Origin of the sequence: Sphingobacterium corticis (assembly GCF_042684745.1) — a bacterium.
GTDB lineage: Bacteria > Bacteroidota > Bacteroidia > Sphingobacteriales > Sphingobacteriaceae > Sphingobacterium > Sphingobacterium corticis.
The window spans coordinates 90,721-112,683 of record NZ_JBHUMA010000004.1 but is presented as its reverse complement, the minus strand read 5'-3'; the positions used below and the strand labels follow the sequence as shown (position 1 = coordinate 112,683).

Below are 21,963 nucleotides of genomic sequence, written 5' to 3'. Positions count from 1 at the left end.
GTTTTCTAACGTATAGTTTCTGCTTTAAGGACATCTCAGTCGTAATAAATCCTTTTTGTAAAACAACTTTAATCGACTTATCTCGATAGATTCGGATTTCCCATTGGGCTATTAACATCCATCGCCTGTCGGGTACCTGCCTTATAGTAAAGACCACCGAGGGCTTTTTGGTATTCGACCACCAAGTTTTCGCGCTTGCGTTGCATATCTATCAACGTCGTCTCGCGATTATTGATAATAAATAATGTGCTTTCTCCCAATTCAAACTTCTGTAATTCACCTGCTACAAGGACTTCTTGATTGGCAATGCTTTGTATCTGCAAACGTAATTGACGTGTATAGGCAGTGAGGTCGTTGTACGTCGTATTGATGTCATTGCGAATATTACGTCCTGTAATTACTTGGTCGTAACGAAGTTGTTCTTGATCGATTCTGACTGATCGTAATCTTCCACGTTCTGCTCGAAGAAATATAGGGAAAGCGAATGACATACCCAGTTTATAATTTCCCAAGTTAAAATCATAGATAGGTTCGACAGGTTCTCGAAAATTACGACCTGCGATCAATGTCCCGGATATATCTAATCGAGGTTTCAACATTTCCCGACGGTAGCGTTCCTCAATGTTGAGCTGCAATCCTTTACTTTCTAGTTTCAATAGCTCGGGGTGTTGCTGTTCGGCTAATTCTAAAAGTTGCGACAGCAACTGGGGTTCGGGCGCAAGCTTAGTGATGTCTATTGAAATCGGAACTGCTCGATCTGGTAGTTCGACAGGTTCCTGATTTTCGTTCCAAAGGTGGTTGGATAATACCAACTTCGTGTTCCGTAATTCAATAGCAGATTTTGCTAACTGCATTTGTCGTTCTTGTAGCGTAATTGCTGCTTCCACCGAATCAATTGGTGGTCGGTCGCCGAGTACCGTTTGTTCGCTAATCGCGCTGAAGCGAGTTGCTGCTAATTCCACGGCATCCTCTTGTAGAACATATTGTTGATGCGCGAAATACCAATCCCAATAATCGGAAAGTGCCGTATACCACAAGCTATTTATTTGTCGCACTTGTTCCGCTTCGGCATATCCTAGCATGGCACGGGCTTGTTGCAGCGTGTTTCTACGACTATCTATCAACAAACCTTGCCCCAAGGGAATGCTTATTCCTACGCCAGAAAGGCCACTGTTTGGCGTTCTGCTTTGCGGATTCGTGTAATTTCCTACATTACGGTCGTAGCCCACTTTCAAATCAGCTCCTGCTAACCAAAGTGGAACTTTTAATTCGCTGCTCCAATCGTTATAATAAGAGCTTTCTCCGAAATATTTGTTCTTAAAATCCGCGTACAGCGCCGGATCAAACTTTCCCAAAGCTTGGGTAACATCCGCGCGCGCCGATTCGCTCAATAGTTGAATTTGCTTTAAAACGGGATGATTCGTAAACAGAAATCCTTCTAAATCTTCGATGGAGAATTCATCTGAAATCCGTTTAGTAGAATCCGTTTGCGCTAGCCCTATATTCATGGTCAAACTAACCGAAATAAAGAGGAGAAACAATGACCTAATCATATTCATTAATCTAATGCGTGGTCTTTAGGTTCTTGTTCTAAACTCGGCGGAAATCCATTTAGTTGACGCCATATCTCGTACCAAAGCGGTACGCGGTTGAGGATGACACGCGCATAAACGCCCGATCCTAAACGTAACTGTATCGGCCAATCTTCATCACCATCCGGAATAGGATGTGTCGGTCTGATTAATAGGCGATATCTACCGTTGGTGCTACTAACTTTATCAATTACCGTCACCTTGCCGGCAAATGTACCCACGGCAACTGACGGCCATCCCGAGAATTGCACCGATGGCCATCCATCAAACTGTAAACGAACATCATCTTCCAACGCAATTAAGGGAACATCCATAGCATTGACGAAAACCTCGGCAGCTAACATCGGTTTCTTCGATTGTAATGTCGCGACTGATTCTCCTTCTTTAATCGTTTCTCCGATACCGGCTTTCAGTGTTTTTACAATAAAGCCATCTTGCGGAGCACGCACAATGTATAAACCCCGACGTACATCAATATTCGCAATTTCATTTCTTAGTTTGGATATATCACCACGCGCAGTTGCTCGATTTGATAAAGCAGAACCAAGATCGGACTGTGCTTTAGCTAACGATTCATTGTATTTGGCGCGAATGTTATCCAATTCGATCTGCGCGTTTAAATACGCTTGTCGGGAATTCGATAACTTATTTTCGGCTGTCACGACCTTTGCACGATCGTTTTGTAGATTTAACCTGCGAGTTTCAATGTCCGTCAACGAGAATAGACCATCTCGGTAACCTTGTTCATACCGTTCTAATCGAGCTTCGCTCGTTTCAAAGGAAATCTGCATGGCTACCAAATCTGCGCTATCAATTTTAACGACATTATTTGCTTGAGCTACGGAGTTTTTGGCGGCTTGCAACTGAAAATTCAAACCACTGCCAAGAGCTGCAATTTGTGCTTCTGTAGCAGTCATTTTCTGGTCGGCAGCCGTTTCACTATTACGTTTTGCTTCCAATTGTTCCTCGAGTCGCATAGGAAGTTCCGGGTCAAAATAAGATTGGGAAATCTCTGAAACAACCAAAAGTGTATCCCCTTTTCTGACTTCATCGCCTTCTTTTACGTACCACCTCTCAATTCTACCTCCAATCTGATTCTGTATCGTTTGAGGACGGTCTTCTGGTCGTAGTGCACCTACAAGGCCTCTAGCCGGAATAGTTTGCCGCCAGGGTAGTAAAAGGAAGATAATGAATACTAGTACTGTAACCATCAGTACACGTCCTAATACGATTGCTCCTCGATTAGAAAGTAATTCTTTAGCTCCTTTGGATGTCAAATCTTGCCAACCAACTTCCTGATCATTAATGGGTCGTTTATGAATGGCCATAAGGCATGGCGTCCTCCTCTAACGCTAAATCGGTAACTGCTCCAAGTTTTACGCTTCCCGTAAGCATATCAAATACAGTATTAATGTTGGTAAAGAGTTTCTCGATAGCATAACCCACTTGTACAATAAGGACTTCAGCCGCAACGAATTGCCCAAATGTCATTTGTCTTTCTACCACAAAAAATGATCCTAGTAGAAGCATTGCACCAAACAACATGGTTCTTATAAATACCGATGCCGCGAAAAAGCTCTTTAAAATTCTGAAATGGGAATTTCTTGCTTTAAGATATTTACCAGTAATTAAATCTGTGTCTTCAATAATTTCCTGCATCTTAACGTCATCTCCACGATACTCCTCAATTTTTTCTGCAACGCTTTCTAAATAGGCAACGGTTTCATATTTATGTTCCGATTCCTGAATGCTGGTGTTTACGCCACCTCTGTAATAAACCGCTAAAATGATGGCAATCATGGCGACCACAACAACCCCGATGATAATGAATACAGGGTGATAAAATGCTAAAAGAAACACGCTTGAAATGATAGTAACTACTGCCGCAGCTAAATCCATCAATAATTTTATCACACCTTTTTGTATAATCACCACGTCGAAAAAGCGATTGACCAATTCCACTAGGTTTTCGCCTTCTAGCTCTTTGGATTTGATTCTCGGCAAACGATACGCAAATTCTAAAGCAGATTTTAAAAAGAGTTTCTGTTCAAGGTATTCGACCAAACTGAGCTGCCCGATCAATAAGATACCAGCGACGACAACGCCGGTCAATACAAAGGCGATAAGTATATAGGTAGAACTATACATCGCACCATTCATTAAGAAGTTGAACACTGCAGTAATGCCGAGCGGAATACTCAGGCTAAAGATGCCGATGACTATGGCATATAAAAAGATGTAGTTGATCGTTTTGCGATCCGGATGCAACAATCGTATCAGTCGCTGCATGGGGGTAAGGCTTCCGTGTTTACTAGCCATATAATGTCGAAAAATTTATGTTGAGTGCGTACAGTGCCCCAGATTCGGACATCTCGCGATGGATTCCATAGCGAAGCAATGAAGCTGGGCTAAGTATTCTGAAATAAATCAGCATATTGCAAAAATAGAAATAAGATTGTAATTACATAATTTAGTAACCTAATCTTCATTTCTATCGGGTATAATTTTACATTAATCAGGCTAAACGACAATCTACCTGTCTGTTAATGGTAGAAACTATTTGTTTCTTCATAAAACGAATGCTAGAAGTTTTAAATAGGTTTAGAATGATTAAAGTGCAAATAAAATTAAATTTTTTGTCTAAAACTGCAGGTGTTTAACAGTAAGTCCATTGTTAATTAATTGTTTCAGCGCATCTATTCCTATAGAAAGATGTTTTTCTACATATTTCGCAGTTACTGACACGTCTGATTGCGCTGTTTTTACACCTTCTGGGATCATAGGTTGATCAGAAACCAGTAATAGGGCGCCTGTAGGGATCTTGTTTGCAAAACCAACGCTGAAAATAGTCGCGGTTTCCATATCTACACACATCGCACGAATGGATTTCAGATACTTTTTGAATCCCTTATCATGCTCCCACACTCGGCGGTTCGTTGTGTAAACGGTACCGGTCCAATAATCGGACGAGTGATCGCGAATGGTGGTAGAAATGGCTTTTTGCAATGCGAATGCTGGTAGGGCGGGTACTTCCGGTGGGAAATAATCATTTGAGGTTCCCTCACCACGAATTGCTGCAATTGGCAATACCAGATCGCCTATGTTGTTATTCTTTTTCAATCCACCGGCTTTCCCTAAAAATAGGACCGCTTTCGGTTTTATAGCAGATAGTAAATCCATAATGGTGGCCGCCATCGGGCTTCCCATTCCGAAATTGATAATCGTGATTCCGCCAGCGGTACAGGTTTGCATCGGTTTGTCCAAACCCAAAATAGGAGCATGGTCATGCATTTCGGAGAAAATCTTTACATAATTCGAAAAGTTGGTTAAAAGAATGTATTCTCCAAATTCTTCGAGCGGCCGTCCGGTATAGCGCGGTAGCCAATTAACAACGATATCTTCTTTACTTTTCAACCCCGGAATTACCGGAGAGTTTTCCAATTTTGCTTTTTTGTTTTTGCTCATAATTTCCTTTCATTTAATTCGTCAGGAGAATAAAAACCCCCGCACTAGGGCGAGGGTTTTATGTCTTAAGCGACTTGCATTTTTTTGATGTCCGTTTTGGCAATCTTCTTCTTCGCATAGTCGAGCGTGATATGAAGCGTCTTCTCGCTGTCGTGTTCTTTACTGGTTGGTATTTCAAACATAGCGTCCAACATGATGGCCTCGCATATGCTTCGTAAACCACGAGCACCTAATTTGAATTCCCAAGCTTTCTCGACGATAAACTCAAATACATCCTTGTCGAATTGCAAGTCGATACCTTCGTATTCAAACAATTTTTTGTACTGCTTGGTCAATGCATTCTTCGGCTCTGTCAAGATACTCAATAACGTTTCTCTATCCAAAGGATTTAGATGTGTCAACACCGGCAAACGACCGATCAATTCTGGAATCAAACCGAAGTTTTTTAAATCCTGTGGTGTGATGTATTTGTACAGGTTCTTCAAATCGATATCCTGCTCATCATCCTTCATCTTGTAACCTACAGTTTGCGTACGCAATCTGTTCGCAATTTTCTTTTGAATACCGTCGAACGCACCGCCACAGATAAATAAGATGTTGCTGGTGTTTACAGAAATCATCTTTTGATCCGGATGTTTACGACCACCTTGAGGTGGGACATTCACATTCGTGCCTTCCAAGATTTTCAATAACGCTTGCTGAACACCTTCGCCAGATACATCGCGAGTGATTGAAGGATTGTCGCTTTTGCGAGCAATCTTGTCGATTTCATCGATGTAAATAATGCCACGTTCCGCTGCTGCGACATCGTAATCGGCTGCTTGCAACAAACGTGTCAAGATACTCTCTACATCTTCACCAACATAGCCTGCTTCGGTTAATACCGTTGCATCAACGATACAAAATGGCACGTTCAAAATTTTCGCAACCGTCTTTGCCAGTAAGGTTTTGCCCGTTCCGGTCTCACCAACCACAATTAAGTTTGATTTCTCAATTTCAATCTCATCGGCATCTACGCGTTGATTCAATCGTTTGTAGTGGTTATATACCGCTACAGAAATCACCTTCTTAGCGTCGTCTTGGCCGATCACATAATGGTCAAGGTGCTCCTTAATTTCCATTGGTTTGATCAGCTTGAGAACAGTTTGCAAGTTTTTGCTTTTGCGTTGCTTTAGTTCTTCAGCAAGGATTTCGCTTGCCTGCTGTACACATCGATCGCAGATATGTGCGCCATCTCCAGCGATCAGCATCTGTGCTTCACTTTTGCTAATACCGCAGAATGAACAATGTATATCTTTTTGGTTCGACTTACTCATTTTCTTATTTCGTTTCTTTTTTCGGCATCAACACTTCGTCGATCATGCCGTATTCTTTTGCTTCTTCAGCGCGCATCCAGTAATCGCGGTCTGATGATTTTTCTACCCAATCATAAGTTTGGCCAGAATGCTCTGCGATGATATTATAAAGTTCGCTTTTCAGCTTCAACATTTCGCGCAAATTGATCTCCATGTCAGAAGCAACGCCTTGTGCACCACCAGAGGGCTGGTGAATCATAACGCGCGAATGGCGTAACGCCGCACGTTTGCCTTTCGCTCCGGCAACAAGCAAAACTGCTCCCATGGAAGCGGCCATACCTGTACAGATGGTTGCTACATCTGGCGAAATATATTGCATCGTATCGTAAATACCCAAACCTGCGTAAACGCTTCCGCCTGGTGAATTGATGTAAATTTGAATATCCCGTTGCGCATCCGTTGATTGCAAAAACAAAAGCTGTGCTTGCACAATGTTCGCTACCTGATCGTTGATGCCATCTCCCAGGAAAATGATTCTATCCATCATTAAGCGGGAGAAAACGTCCATCTGAGCAACGTTCAATTGACGCTCTTCGATGATGTATGGCGTAAGGTTGGTCGGGATGTTGCTTTCTACGCGTCCGATAAAACCATCTACGTGCTGACTACCAATACGGTGATGTTTGATAGCGTATTTTCTGAATTCGTTTTTGTCAATATTCATATACTTAACCTTTTTCGGTCCGTTAATGTTTTGTTATGTAATCGATTTATCTGCGTAGCGCCAAACTTGCCGTTTGGAAGCTTGGCAAATCTTCCAAAAAAGTAAAGTCTTCACGCTGAAAATCTATTCTACAATAATAATGCTCAATTCCGTTACTTACCAAAAGTAGCGGAATTTTATGTACTTTATTATAGTTTGCGATCTGTGAAAATGTTTTTTCGGAAATTTTGACAGTTGGCGCCTTAAATTCTGCCAATAAAATCTTTGATCCGAAACTGTCGTACACCAGTAAATCACTGCGCTTCTGCATCGTATTAAGCACCAATCCGCCTTCGGTTTTCATCAGCGATTTTGGATAACCCTTTTCATTATGAAGATAATGAATCCAATGCTGACGTACCCATTCCTCTGGTGTCAATAGCAACTTTTTTTTGCGTAAAACATCGAAAACGTAGGTCTGCTGATCCGATTGAGTGAGCTTTAATGCGCAAGGTGGAAGGTTCAAAGGGATCGGCGTAAACATGTGCGAAAATACGCATAACGGTATAAAATTACAACCTGCCTCGATAGACTGCGGTAGCACGCGAAAAATCTGTATTTTCGTGAAGTGGATGCGAAGACAATTTTATCAGACGTAAAGAAGGGGAAATTCAGCCCTGTATATTTGTTGCACGGCGAAGAATCCTATTTTATTGATTTGGTCGCGGATGCGATTGAAGGCAGTGTACTGAACGATGCGCAAAAAGGTTTCGACCAAACCATTTTGTATGGTAAGGATACGGATTTCGTTACGATCGTAAATGCAGCAAAACGCTATCCGATGATGAGCGATTATCAAGTTATTCTTGTGAAAGAAGCGCAGAATTTGAAGTGGAAAGATGATGAATTGTTTCAGAAATATTTGGAATCGCCCACGCCGACGACCATTTTGGTGTTGGCGCATAAATATGGCTTGGTCGATAAACGCAAGAAAACCTATAAGCTGGCTGATAAAGCCGGTATTGTTTTAGAATCGAAAAAGTTATACGACGATAAAGTTGCGCCATGGATCGCTGATCAATTCCAAGCGGAAGGAAGGCGTATTCATCCGCAAGCAGCGGCGCTGATGGCGGATTATTTAGGCACAGATTTGTCCAAAGTGGCGAACGAAATCGATAAGTTACTATTGAATGTTGCATTGGATAAAGAAGTGGACATCAGTGATATTGAACGAAATATTGGAATTAGCAAGGATTTTAATGTGTTTGAACTCAACACGGCATTAACCAAAAAAAATGTCTTCAAAGCATTTCAGATCGTGGATTATTTTGCCGCTAATCCTAAATCGAATCCCATTCCGGTTGTGATTGGTTCCTTGGGAAGCTATTTCACTAAAGTGTTGAAATATCATTATTTGCCGGACAAATCGTCTCAAGCTGCAGCAAAGGAATTGGGTGTGCATCCATTTTTTACCAAAGATTACGAAATGGCCGCGCGTAATTATTCCCGACGCAAAATGTTTGATGTCATTAATTTGCTGAAAGAATATGATTTAAAATCCAAAGGAATGCACGTTGGTCCGAATACCACTTCCGGCGAGTTGCTTCGCGAATTGGTGTACAAGATCATTCATTAGACAGTAACGAAATCGCATGATGAACCGAAAACGAATCATTGTTCCATTATTTCTATTATGCCTTTTGATTGCCATGAAGGCTACTTCCCAAACTCAGTATTATACTGTTTTTCAACTAGGAGGGCAGTTTGGCGTGAGTAACTCAGGGTACGATGGCGCCTTCAATGGCTATGCAACACATTTTGTGTTCGGATTAAATTTGCAGGATCGAGCCTATGTCGGAATTGGTTTGGGAAACGAGACGTTTCGCGGATCGTATCAAAGCAAAGAAATAAACAGAGCCGGGAATTCGCCGCGATTTAATTATGATACGTATTTGATGCCGATATTTTTGGATGGCCGTGCGCCTATTTTTTACGTCAATAATTATTCTTGGATCGGTGTAATTGGGAATGCGGGCTATGCGCCGCGGATTGGTCCGGTTTACGATCGAGGATTTCTTTTCCGAGGCGGATTATCCTACGTTTACGAAACGATGAGCAGCAAGAATTATACGGTTTCGTTATCCTATGGATATCAACAATTGCATCGCAATGCACATGATTTTAAAAAACCATTTCAACATCAACACCTAAACTTGACGGTAGGGTTGATGCTGAAATAGTTACTTCAGTTTTGCGCTAGTGCGCGCTTAATTTACTTTTCTTTTCTTCATCGAAGCCAGCTTCTAACTCGGCTAGTTTTTTCTTTCCGTAAGCCAATCGCGTAATCGCGACGAACAAAACAGGAACAATAAAGATGGCTAGGAACGTCGCTGCCGCCATTCCGCCGAATACCGTCCAACCGATCGTTTGGCGGGAAACTGCGCCCGCACCGCTTGACAACATTAATGGAATAATACCCAAAATGAAAGCGAATGAAGTCATCACGATCGGGCGCAAGCGAAGTTTTACAGCTTCGATGGTCGCTTCGATTAGATTCATACCAACGTCTACACGCTCTTTCGCAAATTCAACGATCAAAATTGCATTCTTCGCTGCCAAACCTATAATGGTGATCAAACCGATTTGAGCAAAAATGTTGTTGTCAATTTTCGGTAGCAACGTTAATGCTAAGATTGATCCGAATATACCTAAAGGCACAGAAAGTAGGATAGAGAATGGTACCGACCAACTTTCATAAAGTGAGGCCAACAATAGAAATACAAATATTATACAGAGGGCAAAAACAATAATAGTTTGTGCGCCCGATTCCTTTTCTTGAAGCGAGGTTCCAGAGAAATCGTACGAGAAGCCTTCCGGCAAGGTTTCTTGCGCGACCTCCTCCAGCGCCGCCAATGCATCACCAGAGCTGTATCCTTGGCCAGCGTCGCCCATTACCTCGATGGCACGAAAAAGGTTGAAGTGACCAATCATAGCAGGCGCTTCTGCCAATTCATAACGAGCTAAAGTCGACATAGGAACAGGTAGTCCCGCCGTATTGCGGACATACAGTTTGTTCAAATCTTCGATTTGCATGCGGTAGTTTGTATCCGCTTGCGAAACGACGCGGAAGTTACGTCCGTAAAGTGTAAAGTCGTTGATGTAGCTACTTCCCATGTAAGCGGACAACGTAGTATAAATTGCGGAAACCGGAACTCCCATGGCTTTTGCTTGTTCACGATTTACATCAAGCTTATAGTTTGGCGTATTCGTGTTAAACAGTGTGTACGCTCTTGCAATCTCCGGCCGCTGATTGGCTGCACTAATAAACTTCTTTGTGATAGCTTCAAATTCCTTAATATCGATACTGCGCTCATCTTGAATCAAAATCGAAAATCCACCTACCGATCCCAAACCGGGAATCGGTGGAGGGGCAACCGCCATTACACTCGCCTTATTGTATTGCGAAAACATAGCCATCACTTCCGAAATCACATCTTCGTTGGTACGGCTGCGTTCGTTCCAAGGCTTCATGAAAACAAAGAACGATCCATTGTTTGGCTTCGCCGAACGATTCAATAAGTTCATGCCGGAGATTTGCGTCATGTATTTTACTTCAGGAATAGAATCGGAAATACGTTTGTAAATTTCATCCAGCACCACATTCGTACGACCATTGGAAGATCCCTCCGGTAGGGTAACACCCATCATAAACAGCCCGTTATCTTCTTTAGGAATAAAGCCGGTTGGCTTTTTGCCAAACATGACTCCAGTTCCGATGAAAATACAGAGCAAAAGGATAAGTACCAATGGCGTTGCTTTTATAGATTTCTGCACACCACGAGAATACTTATTCGTCACATTATCGAACCATACATTGAACTTGTAGAACAATCGATTGACACCGCGCGCATCCTTATTGATGGGCGATGGTTTTAGCATAATCGAGCATAGTGCCGGCGTTAATGTCAACGCGATAAACGCAGAAAGTAGCACAGAAACAGCAATCGTAATAGCAAACTGTTGATACAATACGCCGACCATTCCCGGAATGAACCCTACCGGAACGAATACCGCTGCCAAAATTAATGCGATAGCAATAACCGGCGCGGTAATATCTTGCATGGCCTTTCGCGTCGCTTCTTTAGCATCCATCTTATCATGATCGATATAATGCTGTACAGCTTCTACAACGACAATCGCGTCATCCACCACGATACCAATAGCAAGCACGAATGCCAGCATGGTCAAGTTGTTGATGGAGAAACCAAGTAAGTTGAAGAAGATAAACGTACCGATAATAGAAACTGGAATAGCTAATACTGGGATCAATGTTGCCCGCCAACTTTGTAAGAAGAAGAATACAACAATTGTTACTAAGATCAGCGCTTCTACTAAGGTATGTAATACGGAATCAATAGACGCGTGGACTACAGATACCGTTTCGTAACTGACGAGATAATCCACATCATTTGGAAAGGATTTTTTCAGTTGTTCCAACGTGGAATAGATTCCGTCCGCCGTTTCTACTGCGTTTCCTCCCGGCATTTGGTTAACCATCATTCCGGTGGAGATTACACCATTCACTTTTGTAGATGTGGTGTACATAAACTGACCCAATTCAACACGAGCTACATCTTTCAATAGCACGATGGAACCGTCCAAATTTGTTTTTACGATAATATCTTCAAAATCTTCTTCTGTGCTAAGATCGCTGTCCGTTACGATAGAATATTCGAAAACTTGTGACGAGGCTTGCGGTTGACCACCGACATTACCACCAGGAACACGAGAGTTTTGCTCTTGAATAGCTGCGCTTACATCAGCTGGAGTCAATCCGAGGTTCGATAGTTTGTTGGCATCCAACCAAACACGCATGGAGAATGGCTGTCCAAAAGCCATCACATCACCTACTCCCTTCACCCGTAAAATCGCATCACGCACATATAAGTTAGCATAGTTAGCCAAAAACTTATTGTCGCGCGTGCCGTTTGGCGAAATTAGAGAGATCATCATCAATGCATCGGCATTCGCTTTACGTGTAATAACACCTAAACGCCGAACCGATTCTGGAAGAACTGGCTCAGCAATACCTACTCGATTTTGTACATCTAATGTGGCAATGTCGATATCCGTACCTACTTCAAAGGTTACCGTAATCCTTGACATACCATCGGAAGTACTATTCGATTGCATATAGATCATTCCCGGCGTACCATTGATCTGACTTTCAATCGGTGTGGTAACCGTTTGTTCTACCGTTTGTGCATCTGCTCCAGTGTAAGTTGCCTGAACGGTTACGGTTGGTGGAGCAATATTGGGGTATTGACTGATGGGCAAGGTAACAATCGAAATGACCCCTAAAATACAGATCAATATCGAAATCACCATTGCGGTTATCGGCCGTCGTATAAAAACTTCTGATATCATATTTTTCTATCTATAATGCCTATTTATGTTGAATAGACAATTTATCTCCTTCTGACAAGTTGCTTGCTCCATCTACCACGACTTGCTGACCCGCTTGTAAACCCTTCAACACAACAACTTTATCGTCGAACTTAGTACCAAGTTGCACTTGATTGAAAACTGCGGTACTGCTGTCGCTGATCGTGAAGATGCTTTTCGCTCCTAATTGCTCAATGACTGCGCGCAAAGGAACTACCAATTGTTTATCCAACGATGTATTTGCTAAACGAAGCGTTAAGTTCATGCCAGCGCGTAATTTTCCTTGCGGATTTTGGAAGGTAGCTCGAACGCGCAGTGTGCCTGTTGTCCTATCGATAGCGCGGTCAATAACACTGATTTTCCCAGATTCCCCATAAATTGATCCATCAGGTAAACGTACTTCTATACCGGAAGAAGCATTGCTTTTTTGCAACTCCAACACGCGATCTATATCACGTTCATTTACTTGGAATTCTACGGTAATAGGATTGGAAGTCGACAACGTATTTAAAAGCGTAGTGCCGGCAGTAACTAAAGCCCCTGTGCGCACTTGAGAAATGCCCACCGACCCGGCGAATGGAGCATAAATAACAGAACGATTCAAATTTGTATTTGCATTTTCAAGCGCTGCTTTAGCCGATTGTACTTGCGCACGCTGATTGATCAAATCGGTTTCTGCATAATCTAAAGTTTGTCGCGCAATGGCATCACTTGCTGCAAGCTTCTTGTATCTTCCTAAATCACGATTTACACGCTCTAGATCAGATTCTGCAATCGCAAGGGTTGCTTTAGCACGTTCTACTTCCGCTGCATAGCGTGTACGATCGATTTCATATAATTTCTGTCCCTTTGCTACAATAGCTCCATCAGCCACCGAAATGCTGGTTACATATCCGGAAACCTCCGCGCGAAGTTCGGTCTCCATTAAAGGCACCACGTAAGCCGGGTATTCCTGATAACCTGTAACAATTTGCTCTTCCACCGCGAATGCACTTACATTTTTCGCGGTATTTCCACTAGGTGCTGATTCCTTTTTATTTCCTCCGCAAGCTTGTAGAAGGGCAGCTGACCCCAATAAAAGCATATAAAATAGGTTGTTCTTTGTCATGTTTCGCTAGGATTATTGAATTTGGACATTGCCGAGCGCACGCTCCACGTCGATTTTGCTGGCAAGTAGTGTATATAGTGCATTTAAATAATTCAGTTGACTGGTGCGCAGATCTGTCTCAGATATCATCAAATCTAAATAAGTTTTGATACCTTCATCATATTGTAGTTTGATGATATTATAAACTTCCTCGGACAGCGCAACATTTTCTCTGCTCATCTTCCAATCAGTCATATACGCGCGATAATTGGTAATCGCTTGTGAATATTCTACGCCAATTCGATTTTTCAAATCGACCATATCCCATTCCAGTTGCATCTCTTGCAATTGCGATTTACGGATTTCATGATGACGTCTTAATCCTTGAAAAATGGGAATAGATAAGGTTAATCCCACTGCGGAATTCGGGAAGGAACGATTGTAAAGATCGCCAAAGCGCGGATTAAAAAAATTAAGTTGATAATTTGCGTAAGCACCGATGGTAGGTAGGAATTGCCATTTCTGAAACTGCGTGTTTAATTCTTGTTCGCGCTTCATGTTTACTAATTGACGGTATTCGATACGACGTTCCTCATCCAAAACATCGGTAGTATCGAGTAATACGCGTGCTTCCAAGTTTTCCTTGTTGAAAGATAGATCCATCAGGTGCGATACAGGAAGAGCCAATAATTGCTTCAGAAAATCGTATTTATACTTTCGAAACTCATGGGTTTTCTTCAATTCCGCTTGCGCATTGTTCAATGAGATTTGCGCGCGCTTGTAATCAGTCTTATCCACCAATCCTACCTCATAACGCACGTTGGCATCGGTAAACTGACGTTGGATACGCGATATGTTTTCTTGGATAATCTTGATCTGCTCTTCGGTAGTTAGGATGTCATAATATGCTTTGCTGACGTCCACCACCGTGCTAATCTTTTGTTCTTCAACAGTCTGTTTAGTACGTTCACGAATCAATCGCGCCGCGCGCGAAGCACGCATAAGATCGGGGTTTAACAAAGCTTGATTCGCTTCTGCTATCACATTACTTGTATTTCTTTGTCCCATTTGAATGAGATTGCCACCGATAATGTTGGTGGGAATTTCCAAATAGTGATTTAAAGTTCCGGAAGCCATGACTTGCGGGTAATAACCTGATAATGCAGACTGAATTTCTTTTTCACCGATTTCTTCTCCTAAATACGCATTGCGAATATTGATACTGTTGACTAAAGCGTAATCTAGAAGCTGTTGCAGACTGGGCGTTACCGGGAGTTCTTCTTCTTTTTCTTGCGCTATTAAGGAAAATGTTGATAATCCTAAACAGAGAGATAATACAATGTTTTTTATTTGCCGAATCATGTTTAAGCTGCTTTTATAGATTTCCAGACTATATCTACCATTTCTTCCATGTTTTTATCAGTCATTTCCATCTTACCGAAATGGATGGATTTGAGAAAAGAAACGGCAACCCCAATATAGGCTGACCATAGAATTTCTGTACTGGTATTAATAAGTGTTTTTTTCTCTACGCCAAATTCCAAAAATTGTTGAATAGAAATGGCCCATGTTTTTTTTGTTTTTTCTCTTTTTACGTATTCCATTTCATAAAATGGAGATGAGTAAAATTGATTCATAAATCGGAAATAATGCGGATGATCAAGATAAAATTGAACAAACCTTTTCCAAGTTATTCTAAAATGTGTTTCGTAGTTTTCGGTGTTGGTCGCCAAACCTTCGAACAAATAACGCATGAGTCTACATTTGCAATAGCCGTACAACTCCATGATAAGCGTTTCTTTTGAATCGAAGTAATGGTAGATCGTTCCGACGGATACGTTTGCCTTTTTGGCAATTTGGCTCATAGGTGTTCCATGGAACCCGTGATCTTGCAATAGCTCGACCGAGCTTTCGAAGATAATCTCTCTTTTGTCTATCAATTGAACGTTCATTCGGTAGTGGCAAATGTAGGCATTTTGCTTATACACGAATGTCAAATTTTCGTTATAGAAAAATTAGGAGAGTGGTAAAAAGTGAATTTTTATGAATGAATGTACAATGATACTAGCAAGCTAACGCTTTAGCGAAGCTTTAACTTCGTCGAGCTCGTATTTCTTTTCAGCTTCGCCAAAACGAATTGTTATGTACGACAAAACATAAGCAATATCGATTTCAGTAAGCTCAGGAATGGCGGGCATATTTTCGGCGTATGTGTTTCCGGAAACGTGAATCGTATCGCGTAAGCCATATCGAATGATCCGAGGTAGCAATTCGTGGTTTTCCTTTAAATATTGTGGATCGGTTAGCGGTGGATACAGCTTTCCCAAGCCTTCACCCTGTCCACCGTGGCAATTTTGGCAGTGTGCGCGATATACTTTTTCGCCATTAGTAACATATTGCATGGTTTTAATATCGTGTTTTGCATGACAACTATGCATAGCTGCCATGCAAAACACGATCCCGGCAATAAATATGGCAATCCTTGTTTGCATCAAGATTCTTTGTCGGTTTCTGCAAGTAAGATTTTGATATCTTCCTGTAATTTATTTACCTGCTCATCTTCAGTTCCATCATACGCGCCTCGAATGCGTTTTTGCTTGTCGATAAGCACCAAATATCCTTGATGATCGTAACCGCCCGGCGCATTGGCATCTTCTGCCGTGTACACCAAATATTTCTCGGCGATGCCATATATTTCGGCTTTGCTTCCGTTAACGAATTGCCATTGATCATTATCTACACCCAACTTTTCAGCATAGGCTTTTAGTACATGTGGCTGATCGTATTTAAAATCGATACTGTGCGAAAGAAACGCGATGCGATTATCATTTTTGTAGCCTTCATAAACTTTTAGCATATTGCGTTGCATGGTAGGGCAGATGCTCGGACAATGCGTGAAAAAGAAATTCGCGACGTAGATTTTGTCTTTGAAAAAATCGTCAGTTAGCACCGCACTGTCTTGATTTACAAATTGAAAGGCTGGAATGGTTTGGTAAATGGTGTCAACGATTGTTTTTCCATCGACCGTTTTTTCGACCGGTTCGCGATGTCCGTAAATGGGCAGTTTTTTTGATTGACCTTCGCAGGACGCCAATAGAACACCTAACGCGCAAGCCATTCCAAAAAAGATTCTTTTGTTGCTGCGCATATTACTTGTTGTGTACATTCATAACCGAATCGATTCGTTTGTTTACCGTTTCGAATTCGCCTCGCATTGCTTTTATTCTTTCCACTTCGGCAGACTGATATGTTGCATCCAAGCTATCCAAACGATAGTTGCGCATCCAATCCATCATGGCATCTGTTGCCGATTCGATATCAGCTTTCAACGTAGTCAACTCTGTACGAACAGCTGTAGTGTCCAACGTTGGATCGTTTGTTTTCGCAGAAGACAGTGCATTTAATAGAGAGTCCAATTTAACGGACGTTTTATCGAATTTTGAAATCTGCGGCATGATTTCGTCGTGTACTTCAATAGCCTTTGCAGATAACGACTCGACGCTGTCTTGATCTTCTTTACCTTTGGTTTTCGTGTTCTGACACGAGGTCATCGTAAATGCAGCAATACTTATATAAGCTGCAAATAAAAATGGTCTGTTCATAACCCTTTATGTTTTGTTGATGTGTTGTTTAAATTATTGTCGAATTGCAGGTTTCGAATGTAAACTTCGTTGTGTACGGTGGCACAATGGATGCCGTCGTTGTCAAAAATGTCGGTAGAAAACGTTCGAATTACTTTGCCTTCTTCGCGTATAGTATGGAGGATAGATTCCATCTCTTTTTCGTTCAGTCGAACAGAAAAATGAAGACTTCGATGTCCGGGTTTTTTGTATTCAATACGAGCTGATTTTAACCAAGCTACTGTTTTTTTGAATCCATGGCTTCGGATGTAAGCATCGATTAAGACAGGATAAATCGGATCAATGGCTGAAAAAATTGTGCCACCGAAAATGGTTCGGTTAGCATTGAGGTTCAGAAAGCTCTTGCGGATTTTTACATCGGCTCCAGTGTAACCCGGACTAATGTTTTTTACCCAAATTCGTTGAAAAAGAAACGGCGGGTAAAAACGGAGTAACCATTTAACTTTATTCGGTGTATACCTCATCCTGCAAACTTAAGCTTTTATGGAATAGTATCCGGCAGCTACTGCGCTTACCTATCTGGGCATTTTTTGCACCTTTTGCCCTTTTTGTATTTCTTACAGCACTTTTTGAAAGCATACAGCTCACTATCACCAAAACCCCAAAGCCCCTTCGATGACCAATTGGCCATGTTGACTTCATTGTCAATCACAGGTAATCCGATAAAGTTATCTTCGCCGCACATGCTACAAATATACTACAAAACTCCTGATAAATTATAAACCACTGAGTTTGACTTTCAGTTCGTTGACAATATCACGCGTGTAATTATTGATAACTTCCGGATCGTCGGTATTATTGTGAATAACCAAATTGCATTCTTCCTTATGCGGAAAAAGGTACGACTGAAATGACGGCATCACGTGATTAATCCACTTATACATCACATCATCGTGATCGTAACCCCGTTCTTCTAAATCTCTTTTCAGACGGCGACGAAGTGCAATTTCTTCATTAGCATCGATAAAAATGCGGTAATCCAATAATTTATTTACTTCTTCGTAATGGAAAATGAATAAACCTTCTACCACCAAAATAGGTGCGGGTTCGATTTTCAGCATACGCGGTTTGGCGTTGGGATTGTTGAAGAGGTATTCCTCTTTCAAAATGCTTTTTCCTTCGAATAGCTCATTGATATCATTGTAGAACGATGCGCGATCGATCGCCGTTGGCAAATCAAAGTTGTATAAACGGTTTTCTTCGCGCGTTTTTGTGTTGGCAGGGATGTAATAATCATCCTGAGAAATCAATGTTACATCTTTCTGATCGAAATGATTCAGAAAACTGTTTAAGAAGAATGTTTTTCCGGATCCACTGCTTCCTGCTATGCCGATTACGTAAGGCTTTTCCATCTATCTATTCTGTTGGGATTCCGTAAGTGATTTCAATTCTAAAGCGCTTGTCGACCGCGCCAATGTACGCTGCGGCAGATTTTGAAATTACCACCAATGCGTCGTGTGTGTCTTTATTGTCTGTAAACTTGCCCACTACCTTAGCATAGGTTACGCTTTTCGAGATAGGATTGGTGATCTTTAATATGGTTCCGATTGGGGCTGTTTTATGCAACGCCAAGTTGCTATTATTCCTTGTCTCCAAATTATTCATCCAAATGCCAATTCCTTTTTCGGTGGTTTCCCGTACGCCGTAGCGCTTCGCTTCGATGTCGCGCACCGGTACATCGGGGATAATATCGTCTTTTTCCGGTTCTGTAACAGTTGGTGCTTGCTGTTGTTGTGGTTCCGGCGGCAACGCACCGTCAGGAATACGCAAAAGTTGTCCTTCACGCAAACTGTCGGATTTTAGATTGTTTAATCTTTTTATATCGTTAACATTGGTTTTGAATCGTTTTGCGATGGAATACAATGTTTCGCTCGTGCCCACTTTGTATTCAGTTAATATCTGATCCGAAGAAATGGTTTCGGCCGGATTACTAGCATTCGCCGAAGGAGTAAGTTGACTTCTATCTTCGTTCATATTGCTAGGAATGCGTACGCTATCGCCAACACGCAGTCCTTTTTTATTATTCGCAGCCATAATGTCATTAACCGGAATATTGTATGTTCTGCTTAACGAATAATAGGTTTCTTTGGATTTTATCTGGTGGATAATATATGTCTTCCCATTCACTACTTCTGTTTGCTGTTCTTGTGCTTGCGCTGGAGAGAGCACGAGCAACAAACCCAAAACTAACATGGCGAGGCTACCGAATGCCCGCTTTGATACCAATTCTAACATATTTTGCAATTATACTAAATACGAAACAATTTCATGTTTATTATCTGCTAGAAAGAATAATCGATCATCCACTTGAAAATAAGGTTGGGGAAACATTTTTTTAAGATCCGTTTGCACAATTTCGGTGTCGACGATGGTATCTGTGGTGCTGATGGCTAAATGTAAGTCGTAGGTGCTTTTGTCTTTTGTGTGATAAGCCCAAGCAAAAGTTTTCTCATCGATCTTGCTTAACCATAATTGCTCCTGAATAGGTTCATCTGCAAAAAAAATCGGCATTTCCGCATAGGGGATGGGGAAATTAACACGATTGATGGGTATCTCATTTACAACTTTTTCTTGGATCGAAAAACGTTGCCCATCTGCAATGCGCAAAAGCTGTTCCCCGCCCTGCGTAAAGCTTCTCGGTCGAACCAATAAATAATCCTCAAACATTTCCAATAGCACGTATTCGTAGCTTAACATCACTTGCTTTTCCTCGCTAATGCAAATGATCTGAATACCTTCTTTAGTCGGCGTTTGTTCTCCCACTTGTTTCAAAACGAGGTAATCTTTCTGCACGCCTTCCATAGTCCATTCTTTAGAATCCGTGGTGTAATTCATAATGGTATTCCCAAATTTGTAATCGATAACTACGAAAGTTGGACGTGTAGTTTCCGCATTGCGAATTTCAACAGCCATTTTATCGCTATATCCATCCACTTCCATCTTCCAAATATTATGAACAAAGTCTTTATGAAACGCTTTTTTTATCGTATTTTTAGTCATGTGTGCCTTTCCAATGGTGCCTATAGAGCAAACTATTATGAACAAAATTATAAAAATAGCGTCGCTGATGGTAATTTTCTTTGCCGTCTTGAGCATGCCGGGCTATGCGCAACGCGTGTACGAATTCAGTATTAAAGACGAGATCGGGCCGGGAGCTTGGTACGTCGCCAAAAACGCATATGCTAAAGCCAAAGAATCGAAAGCGGATTATTTGTTGATGGAGTTGAATACCTTCGGAGGTGCCGTCAATTTCGCAGATAGCATACGTTCGATGCTTTTAAATGCTGACATGAAAACCGTTGTTTACATCAACAACAATGCAGCTTCCGCTGGCGCTTTGATCTCGCTAGCTACGGATCATATTTTTATGCATTCGGGCGCGAGTTTGGGAGCTGCTACGGTGGTGGACGGTTCAGGCGAAGTACTTCCCGAAAAATACCAATCCTACATGCGTGGATTGATGCGCGCTACTGCGGAAGCAAAAGGGCGAAATGCGCGGATGGCAGAGGCATTCGTAGATCCCAGCATTTCGGTGCCTAGCTTGAAAGAAGATGGGAAACTACTTACCTTGACCGCTTCCGAATCTGTGAAAGCGGGGTTGGCCGATGCCGAAGTGAAATCCACGGCACAGATTTATGAGAAATTGGGTGTTGCGGATCCGCAAATTACGGTGCATCAAACCACGATGATCGATCGTCTGATCGCATTTTTAATCAATCCTTTGGTTAGCGGATTGCTTATTATGGGGATTATTGGTGGGATTTATGTGGAGATGCAAACGCCTGGGCTGGGTTTTGCAGGCGTGGTCGCTGTCGTTTGTGGGGGCTTGTTTTTTGCTCCATTGTACTTACAAGGGTTAGCGGATCATTGGGAGATTGCGATATTTGTCGTCGGCGTAATCCTTATGGCTTTGGAGGTTTTTGTTATTCCAGGTTTCGGCGTAGCCGGAATTGCCGGAATTATATGTATGCTGTGTGGTTTGGCTTTTTCGATGGTAGCCAACGATTTTTTAGATTTTCAACTTTCCAAACCAGGATTATTAATGGAAGCATTTTTGGTCGTTTTAGGTGCCATGGTATTATCCGTCGTGCTGATGGTTATTTTTGGTAAAAATTTGTTACGTTCGCCGGCGTTTCGCAAACTAGTGCTTGCCGATGAACAATTGGCGGAAGGTGGTTACACGTCCTCTGTACCCAAATTAAGCTTGATTAATCAAGTCGGTGTAGCTTCAACGGTATTGCGTCCTTCCGGAAAGATAGAAATTGAAGGCGGTTGGTATGAAGCGGTAGCGATGGATGGATTTATTGATTTGGGAGAACGAGTAGTCGTTGTGAAGCACGAGAACTACACATTGTTCGTTCGAAAATATGTAGCACCGGCTGAATAAATTGGGAATATTGTTCAAAACGGGTGTCGAGGTAAAAGGTGTTGGATAATCTAATCTATTAGATTCAATAGAAAAGCGGGTGTGCCTGCATCGTTATTTAATATACAGAATTATCCTTATCCACGGATTATCCCAATTGCGTAATCTCGTCGCTAGGTCCGCTCCGGAAGACAGTTTGTTTAATAATTATCGGAAGGCTATTTTAAGTAATAGCTAATTGGCCTCTATACATAAGAATAGGAATTTACTGTAAATCGAACTAACTGCAAGGTGTTGTTACCGTTCCTCTTATATAAGAACGGCATTGGCAGAAATGGCTTTAGCTAATTGGGTTTTGCAAACCTAATA

General features: G+C 41.8%; 21 protein-coding genes. 3 read left to right on the top strand and 18 right to left on the bottom strand.

Annotation, left to right across the window (positions count from 1 at the left end):
• Positions 1-77: 77 nt before the first annotated feature.
• From ACFSQ3_RS01595 to ACFSQ3_RS01565, 7 genes are all read right to left on the bottom strand, one after another.
• The gene (locus ACFSQ3_RS01595; RefSeq protein ID WP_380866909.1) at positions 78-1,508 is read right to left on the bottom strand and encodes a TolC family protein; all 1,431 of its coding nucleotides are present in this window, start codon (positions 1,506-1,508) and stop codon (positions 78-80) included.
• 50 nt (positions 1,509-1,558) lie between these two features.
• Positions 1,559-2,920: an HlyD family secretion protein gene (locus ACFSQ3_RS01590; RefSeq protein WP_380866907.1), complete on the bottom strand. Its 1,362-nt coding sequence runs from the start codon at positions 2,918-2,920 to the stop codon at positions 1,559-1,561.
• Complete coding sequence (locus tag ACFSQ3_RS01585) at positions 2,907-3,911, bottom strand: ABC transporter transmembrane domain-containing protein (RefSeq protein WP_380866906.1); 1,005 nt, start codon at positions 3,909-3,911, stop codon at positions 2,907-2,909. The genes ACFSQ3_RS01590 and ACFSQ3_RS01585 overlap by 14 nt, the downstream gene beginning before the upstream one ends.
• Before the next feature lie 321 nt (positions 3,912-4,232).
• The gene (locus tag ACFSQ3_RS01580) at positions 4,233-5,057 is read right to left on the bottom strand and encodes an AMP nucleosidase (protein WP_380866904.1); all 825 of its coding nucleotides are present in this window, start codon (positions 5,055-5,057) and stop codon (positions 4,233-4,235) included.
• A 65-nt stretch (positions 5,058-5,122) separates the two neighbouring features.
• Positions 5,123-6,373 carry an ATP-dependent Clp protease ATP-binding subunit ClpX gene (gene clpX, locus ACFSQ3_RS01575; RefSeq protein ID WP_380866902.1) on the bottom strand — a complete coding sequence of 417 codons (1,251 nt, stop codon included), beginning with the start codon at positions 6,371-6,373 and terminating at the stop codon, positions 5,123-5,125.
• A 4-nt stretch (positions 6,374-6,377) separates the two neighbouring features.
• Positions 6,378-7,076: an ATP-dependent Clp endopeptidase proteolytic subunit ClpP gene (clpP, locus tag ACFSQ3_RS01570; RefSeq protein ID WP_380866901.1), complete on the bottom strand. Its 699-nt coding sequence runs from the start codon at positions 7,074-7,076 to the stop codon at positions 6,378-6,380.
• A gap of 46 nt (positions 7,077-7,122) precedes the next feature.
• Positions 7,123-7,599 (bottom strand): type I restriction enzyme HsdR N-terminal domain-containing protein, encoded by a 477-nt coding sequence (locus tag ACFSQ3_RS01565; protein WP_380866899.1) that lies wholly within the window; start codon positions 7,597-7,599, stop codon positions 7,123-7,125.
• 84 nt (positions 7,600-7,683) lie between these two features.
• Between ACFSQ3_RS01565 and holA the strand changes: the two genes are divergently transcribed.
• Positions 7,684-8,691: a DNA polymerase III subunit delta gene (holA, locus tag ACFSQ3_RS01560; protein ID WP_380866897.1), complete on the top strand. Its 1,008-nt coding sequence runs from the start codon at positions 7,684-7,686 to the stop codon at positions 8,689-8,691.
• A gap of 16 nt (positions 8,692-8,707) precedes the next feature.
• Complete coding sequence (locus tag ACFSQ3_RS01555; RefSeq protein WP_380866895.1) at positions 8,708-9,295, top strand: hypothetical protein; 588 nt, start codon at positions 8,708-8,710, stop codon at positions 9,293-9,295.
• 16 nt (positions 9,296-9,311) lie between these two features.
• On the opposite strand, the gene ACFSQ3_RS01550 is transcribed toward ACFSQ3_RS01555, so the two are convergent.
• From ACFSQ3_RS01550 to ACFSQ3_RS01500, 11 genes are all read right to left on the bottom strand, one after another.
• Complete coding sequence (locus tag ACFSQ3_RS01550; RefSeq protein ID WP_380866893.1) at positions 9,312-12,482, bottom strand: efflux RND transporter permease subunit; 3,171 nt, start codon at positions 12,480-12,482, stop codon at positions 9,312-9,314.
• A gap of 19 nt (positions 12,483-12,501) precedes the next feature.
• On the bottom strand, positions 12,502-13,608 hold the full coding sequence (locus ACFSQ3_RS01545) for an efflux RND transporter periplasmic adaptor subunit (protein WP_380866891.1): 1,107 nt from the start codon (positions 13,606-13,608) through the stop codon (positions 12,502-12,504).
• 12 nt (positions 13,609-13,620) lie between these two features.
• On the bottom strand, positions 13,621-14,949 hold the full coding sequence (locus ACFSQ3_RS01540; protein WP_380866889.1) for a TolC family protein: 1,329 nt from the start codon (positions 14,947-14,949) through the stop codon (positions 13,621-13,623).
• Between the two features lie 2 nt (positions 14,950-14,951).
• Positions 14,952-15,539, bottom strand: a complete 588-nt coding sequence (locus tag ACFSQ3_RS01535) for a TetR/AcrR family transcriptional regulator (protein WP_380866887.1) — start codon at positions 15,537-15,539, stop codon at positions 14,952-14,954.
• 120 nt (positions 15,540-15,659) lie between these two features.
• On the bottom strand, positions 15,660-16,079 hold the full coding sequence (locus tag ACFSQ3_RS01530) for a c-type cytochrome (RefSeq protein ID WP_380866886.1): 420 nt from the start codon (positions 16,077-16,079) through the stop codon (positions 15,660-15,662).
• Positions 16,079-16,705: an SCO family protein gene (locus tag ACFSQ3_RS01525; protein WP_380866884.1), complete on the bottom strand. Its 627-nt coding sequence runs from the start codon at positions 16,703-16,705 to the stop codon at positions 16,079-16,081. Before ACFSQ3_RS01525 ends, ACFSQ3_RS01530 begins: the two co-directional genes overlap by 1 nt.
• A 31-nt stretch (positions 16,706-16,736) precedes the next feature.
• Positions 16,737-17,189 carry a hypothetical protein gene (locus ACFSQ3_RS01520; RefSeq protein WP_380866882.1) on the bottom strand — a complete coding sequence of 151 codons (453 nt, stop codon included), beginning with the start codon at positions 17,187-17,189 and terminating at the stop codon, positions 16,737-16,739.
• Positions 17,186-17,692 carry a DUF4442 domain-containing protein gene (locus ACFSQ3_RS01515; RefSeq protein WP_380866881.1) on the bottom strand — a complete coding sequence of 169 codons (507 nt, stop codon included), beginning with the start codon at positions 17,690-17,692 and terminating at the stop codon, positions 17,186-17,188. Before ACFSQ3_RS01515 ends, ACFSQ3_RS01520 begins: the two co-directional genes overlap by 4 nt.
• A 252-nt stretch (positions 17,693-17,944) precedes the next feature.
• Positions 17,945-18,580 carry a uridine kinase family protein gene (locus tag ACFSQ3_RS01510; protein WP_380866879.1) on the bottom strand — a complete coding sequence of 212 codons (636 nt, stop codon included), beginning with the start codon at positions 18,578-18,580 and terminating at the stop codon, positions 17,945-17,947.
• A 4-nt stretch (positions 18,581-18,584) separates the two neighbouring features.
• Positions 18,585-19,463, bottom strand: coding sequence for a muramidase family protein (locus ACFSQ3_RS01505; protein ID WP_380866878.1), 879 nt, complete (start codon positions 19,461-19,463; stop codon positions 18,585-18,587).
• Between the two features lie 9 nt (positions 19,464-19,472).
• Positions 19,473-20,228, bottom strand: a complete 756-nt coding sequence (locus tag ACFSQ3_RS01500; protein WP_380866876.1) for a hypothetical protein — start codon at positions 20,226-20,228, stop codon at positions 19,473-19,475.
• A gap of 37 nt (positions 20,229-20,265) precedes the next feature.
• On the opposite strand from ACFSQ3_RS01500, the gene ACFSQ3_RS01495 reads away from it, so the two are divergent.
• The gene (locus ACFSQ3_RS01495) at positions 20,266-21,615 is read left to right on the top strand and encodes an NfeD family protein (protein ID WP_380866875.1); all 1,350 of its coding nucleotides are present in this window, start codon (positions 20,266-20,268) and stop codon (positions 21,613-21,615) included.
• Positions 21,616-21,963 lie beyond the last annotated feature (348 nt).

Coding starts and splice junctions, on each gene's coding strand:
- ACFSQ3_RS01500 (WP_380866876.1), bottom strand. CDS start 20,228: ATGACTAAAAATACGATAAAAAAAGCGTTTCATAAAGACTTTGTTCAT.
- ACFSQ3_RS01585 (WP_380866906.1), bottom strand. CDS start 3,911: ATGGCTAGTAAACACGGAAGCCTTACCCCCATGCAGCGACTGATACGA.
- ACFSQ3_RS01545 (WP_380866891.1), bottom strand. CDS start 13,608: ATGACAAAGAACAACCTATTTTATATGCTTTTATTGGGGTCAGCTGCC.
- ACFSQ3_RS01590 (WP_380866907.1), bottom strand. CDS start 2,920: ATGGCCATTCATAAACGACCCATTAATGATCAGGAAGTTGGTTGGCAA.
- ACFSQ3_RS01525 (WP_380866884.1), bottom strand. CDS start 16,705: ATGGCTTGCGCGTTAGGTGTTCTATTGGCGTCCTGCGAAGGTCAATCA.
- clpX (WP_380866902.1), bottom strand. CDS start 6,373: ATGAGTAAGTCGAACCAAAAAGATATACATTGTTCATTCTGCGGTATT.
- ACFSQ3_RS01595 (WP_380866909.1), bottom strand. CDS start 1,508: ATGAATATAGGGCTAGCGCAAACGGATTCTACTAAACGGATTTCAGAT.
- ACFSQ3_RS01540 (WP_380866889.1), bottom strand. CDS start 14,949: ATGATTCGGCAAATAAAAAACATTGTATTATCTCTCTGTTTAGGATTA.
- ACFSQ3_RS01515 (WP_380866881.1), bottom strand. CDS start 17,692: ATGAGGTATACACCGAATAAAGTTAAATGGTTACTCCGTTTTTACCCG.
- ACFSQ3_RS01535 (WP_380866887.1), bottom strand. CDS start 15,539: ATGAACGTTCAATTGATAGACAAAAGAGAGATTATCTTCGAAAGCTCG.
- ACFSQ3_RS01550 (WP_380866893.1), bottom strand. CDS start 12,482: ATGATATCAGAAGTTTTTATACGACGGCCGATAACCGCAATGGTGATT.
- ACFSQ3_RS01565 (WP_380866899.1), bottom strand. CDS start 7,599: ATGTTTACGCCGATCCCTTTGAACCTTCCACCTTGCGCATTAAAGCTC.
- ACFSQ3_RS01555 (WP_380866895.1), top strand. CDS start 8,708: ATGATGAACCGAAAACGAATCATTGTTCCATTATTTCTATTATGCCTT.
- clpP (WP_380866901.1), bottom strand. CDS start 7,076: ATGAATATTGACAAAAACGAATTCAGAAAATACGCTATCAAACATCAC.
- ACFSQ3_RS01580 (WP_380866904.1), bottom strand. CDS start 5,057: ATGAGCAAAAACAAAAAAGCAAAATTGGAAAACTCTCCGGTAATTCCG.
- ACFSQ3_RS01505 (WP_380866878.1), bottom strand. CDS start 19,463: ATGTTAGAATTGGTATCAAAGCGGGCATTCGGTAGCCTCGCCATGTTA.
- ACFSQ3_RS01530 (WP_380866886.1), bottom strand. CDS start 16,079: ATGCAAACAAGGATTGCCATATTTATTGCCGGGATCGTGTTTTGCATG.
- ACFSQ3_RS01510 (WP_380866879.1), bottom strand. CDS start 18,580: ATGGAAAAGCCTTACGTAATCGGCATAGCAGGAAGCAGTGGATCCGGA.
- ACFSQ3_RS01520 (WP_380866882.1), bottom strand. CDS start 17,189: ATGAACAGACCATTTTTATTTGCAGCTTATATAAGTATTGCTGCATTT.
- ACFSQ3_RS01495 (WP_380866875.1), top strand. CDS start 20,266: ATGAACAAAATTATAAAAATAGCGTCGCTGATGGTAATTTTCTTTGCC.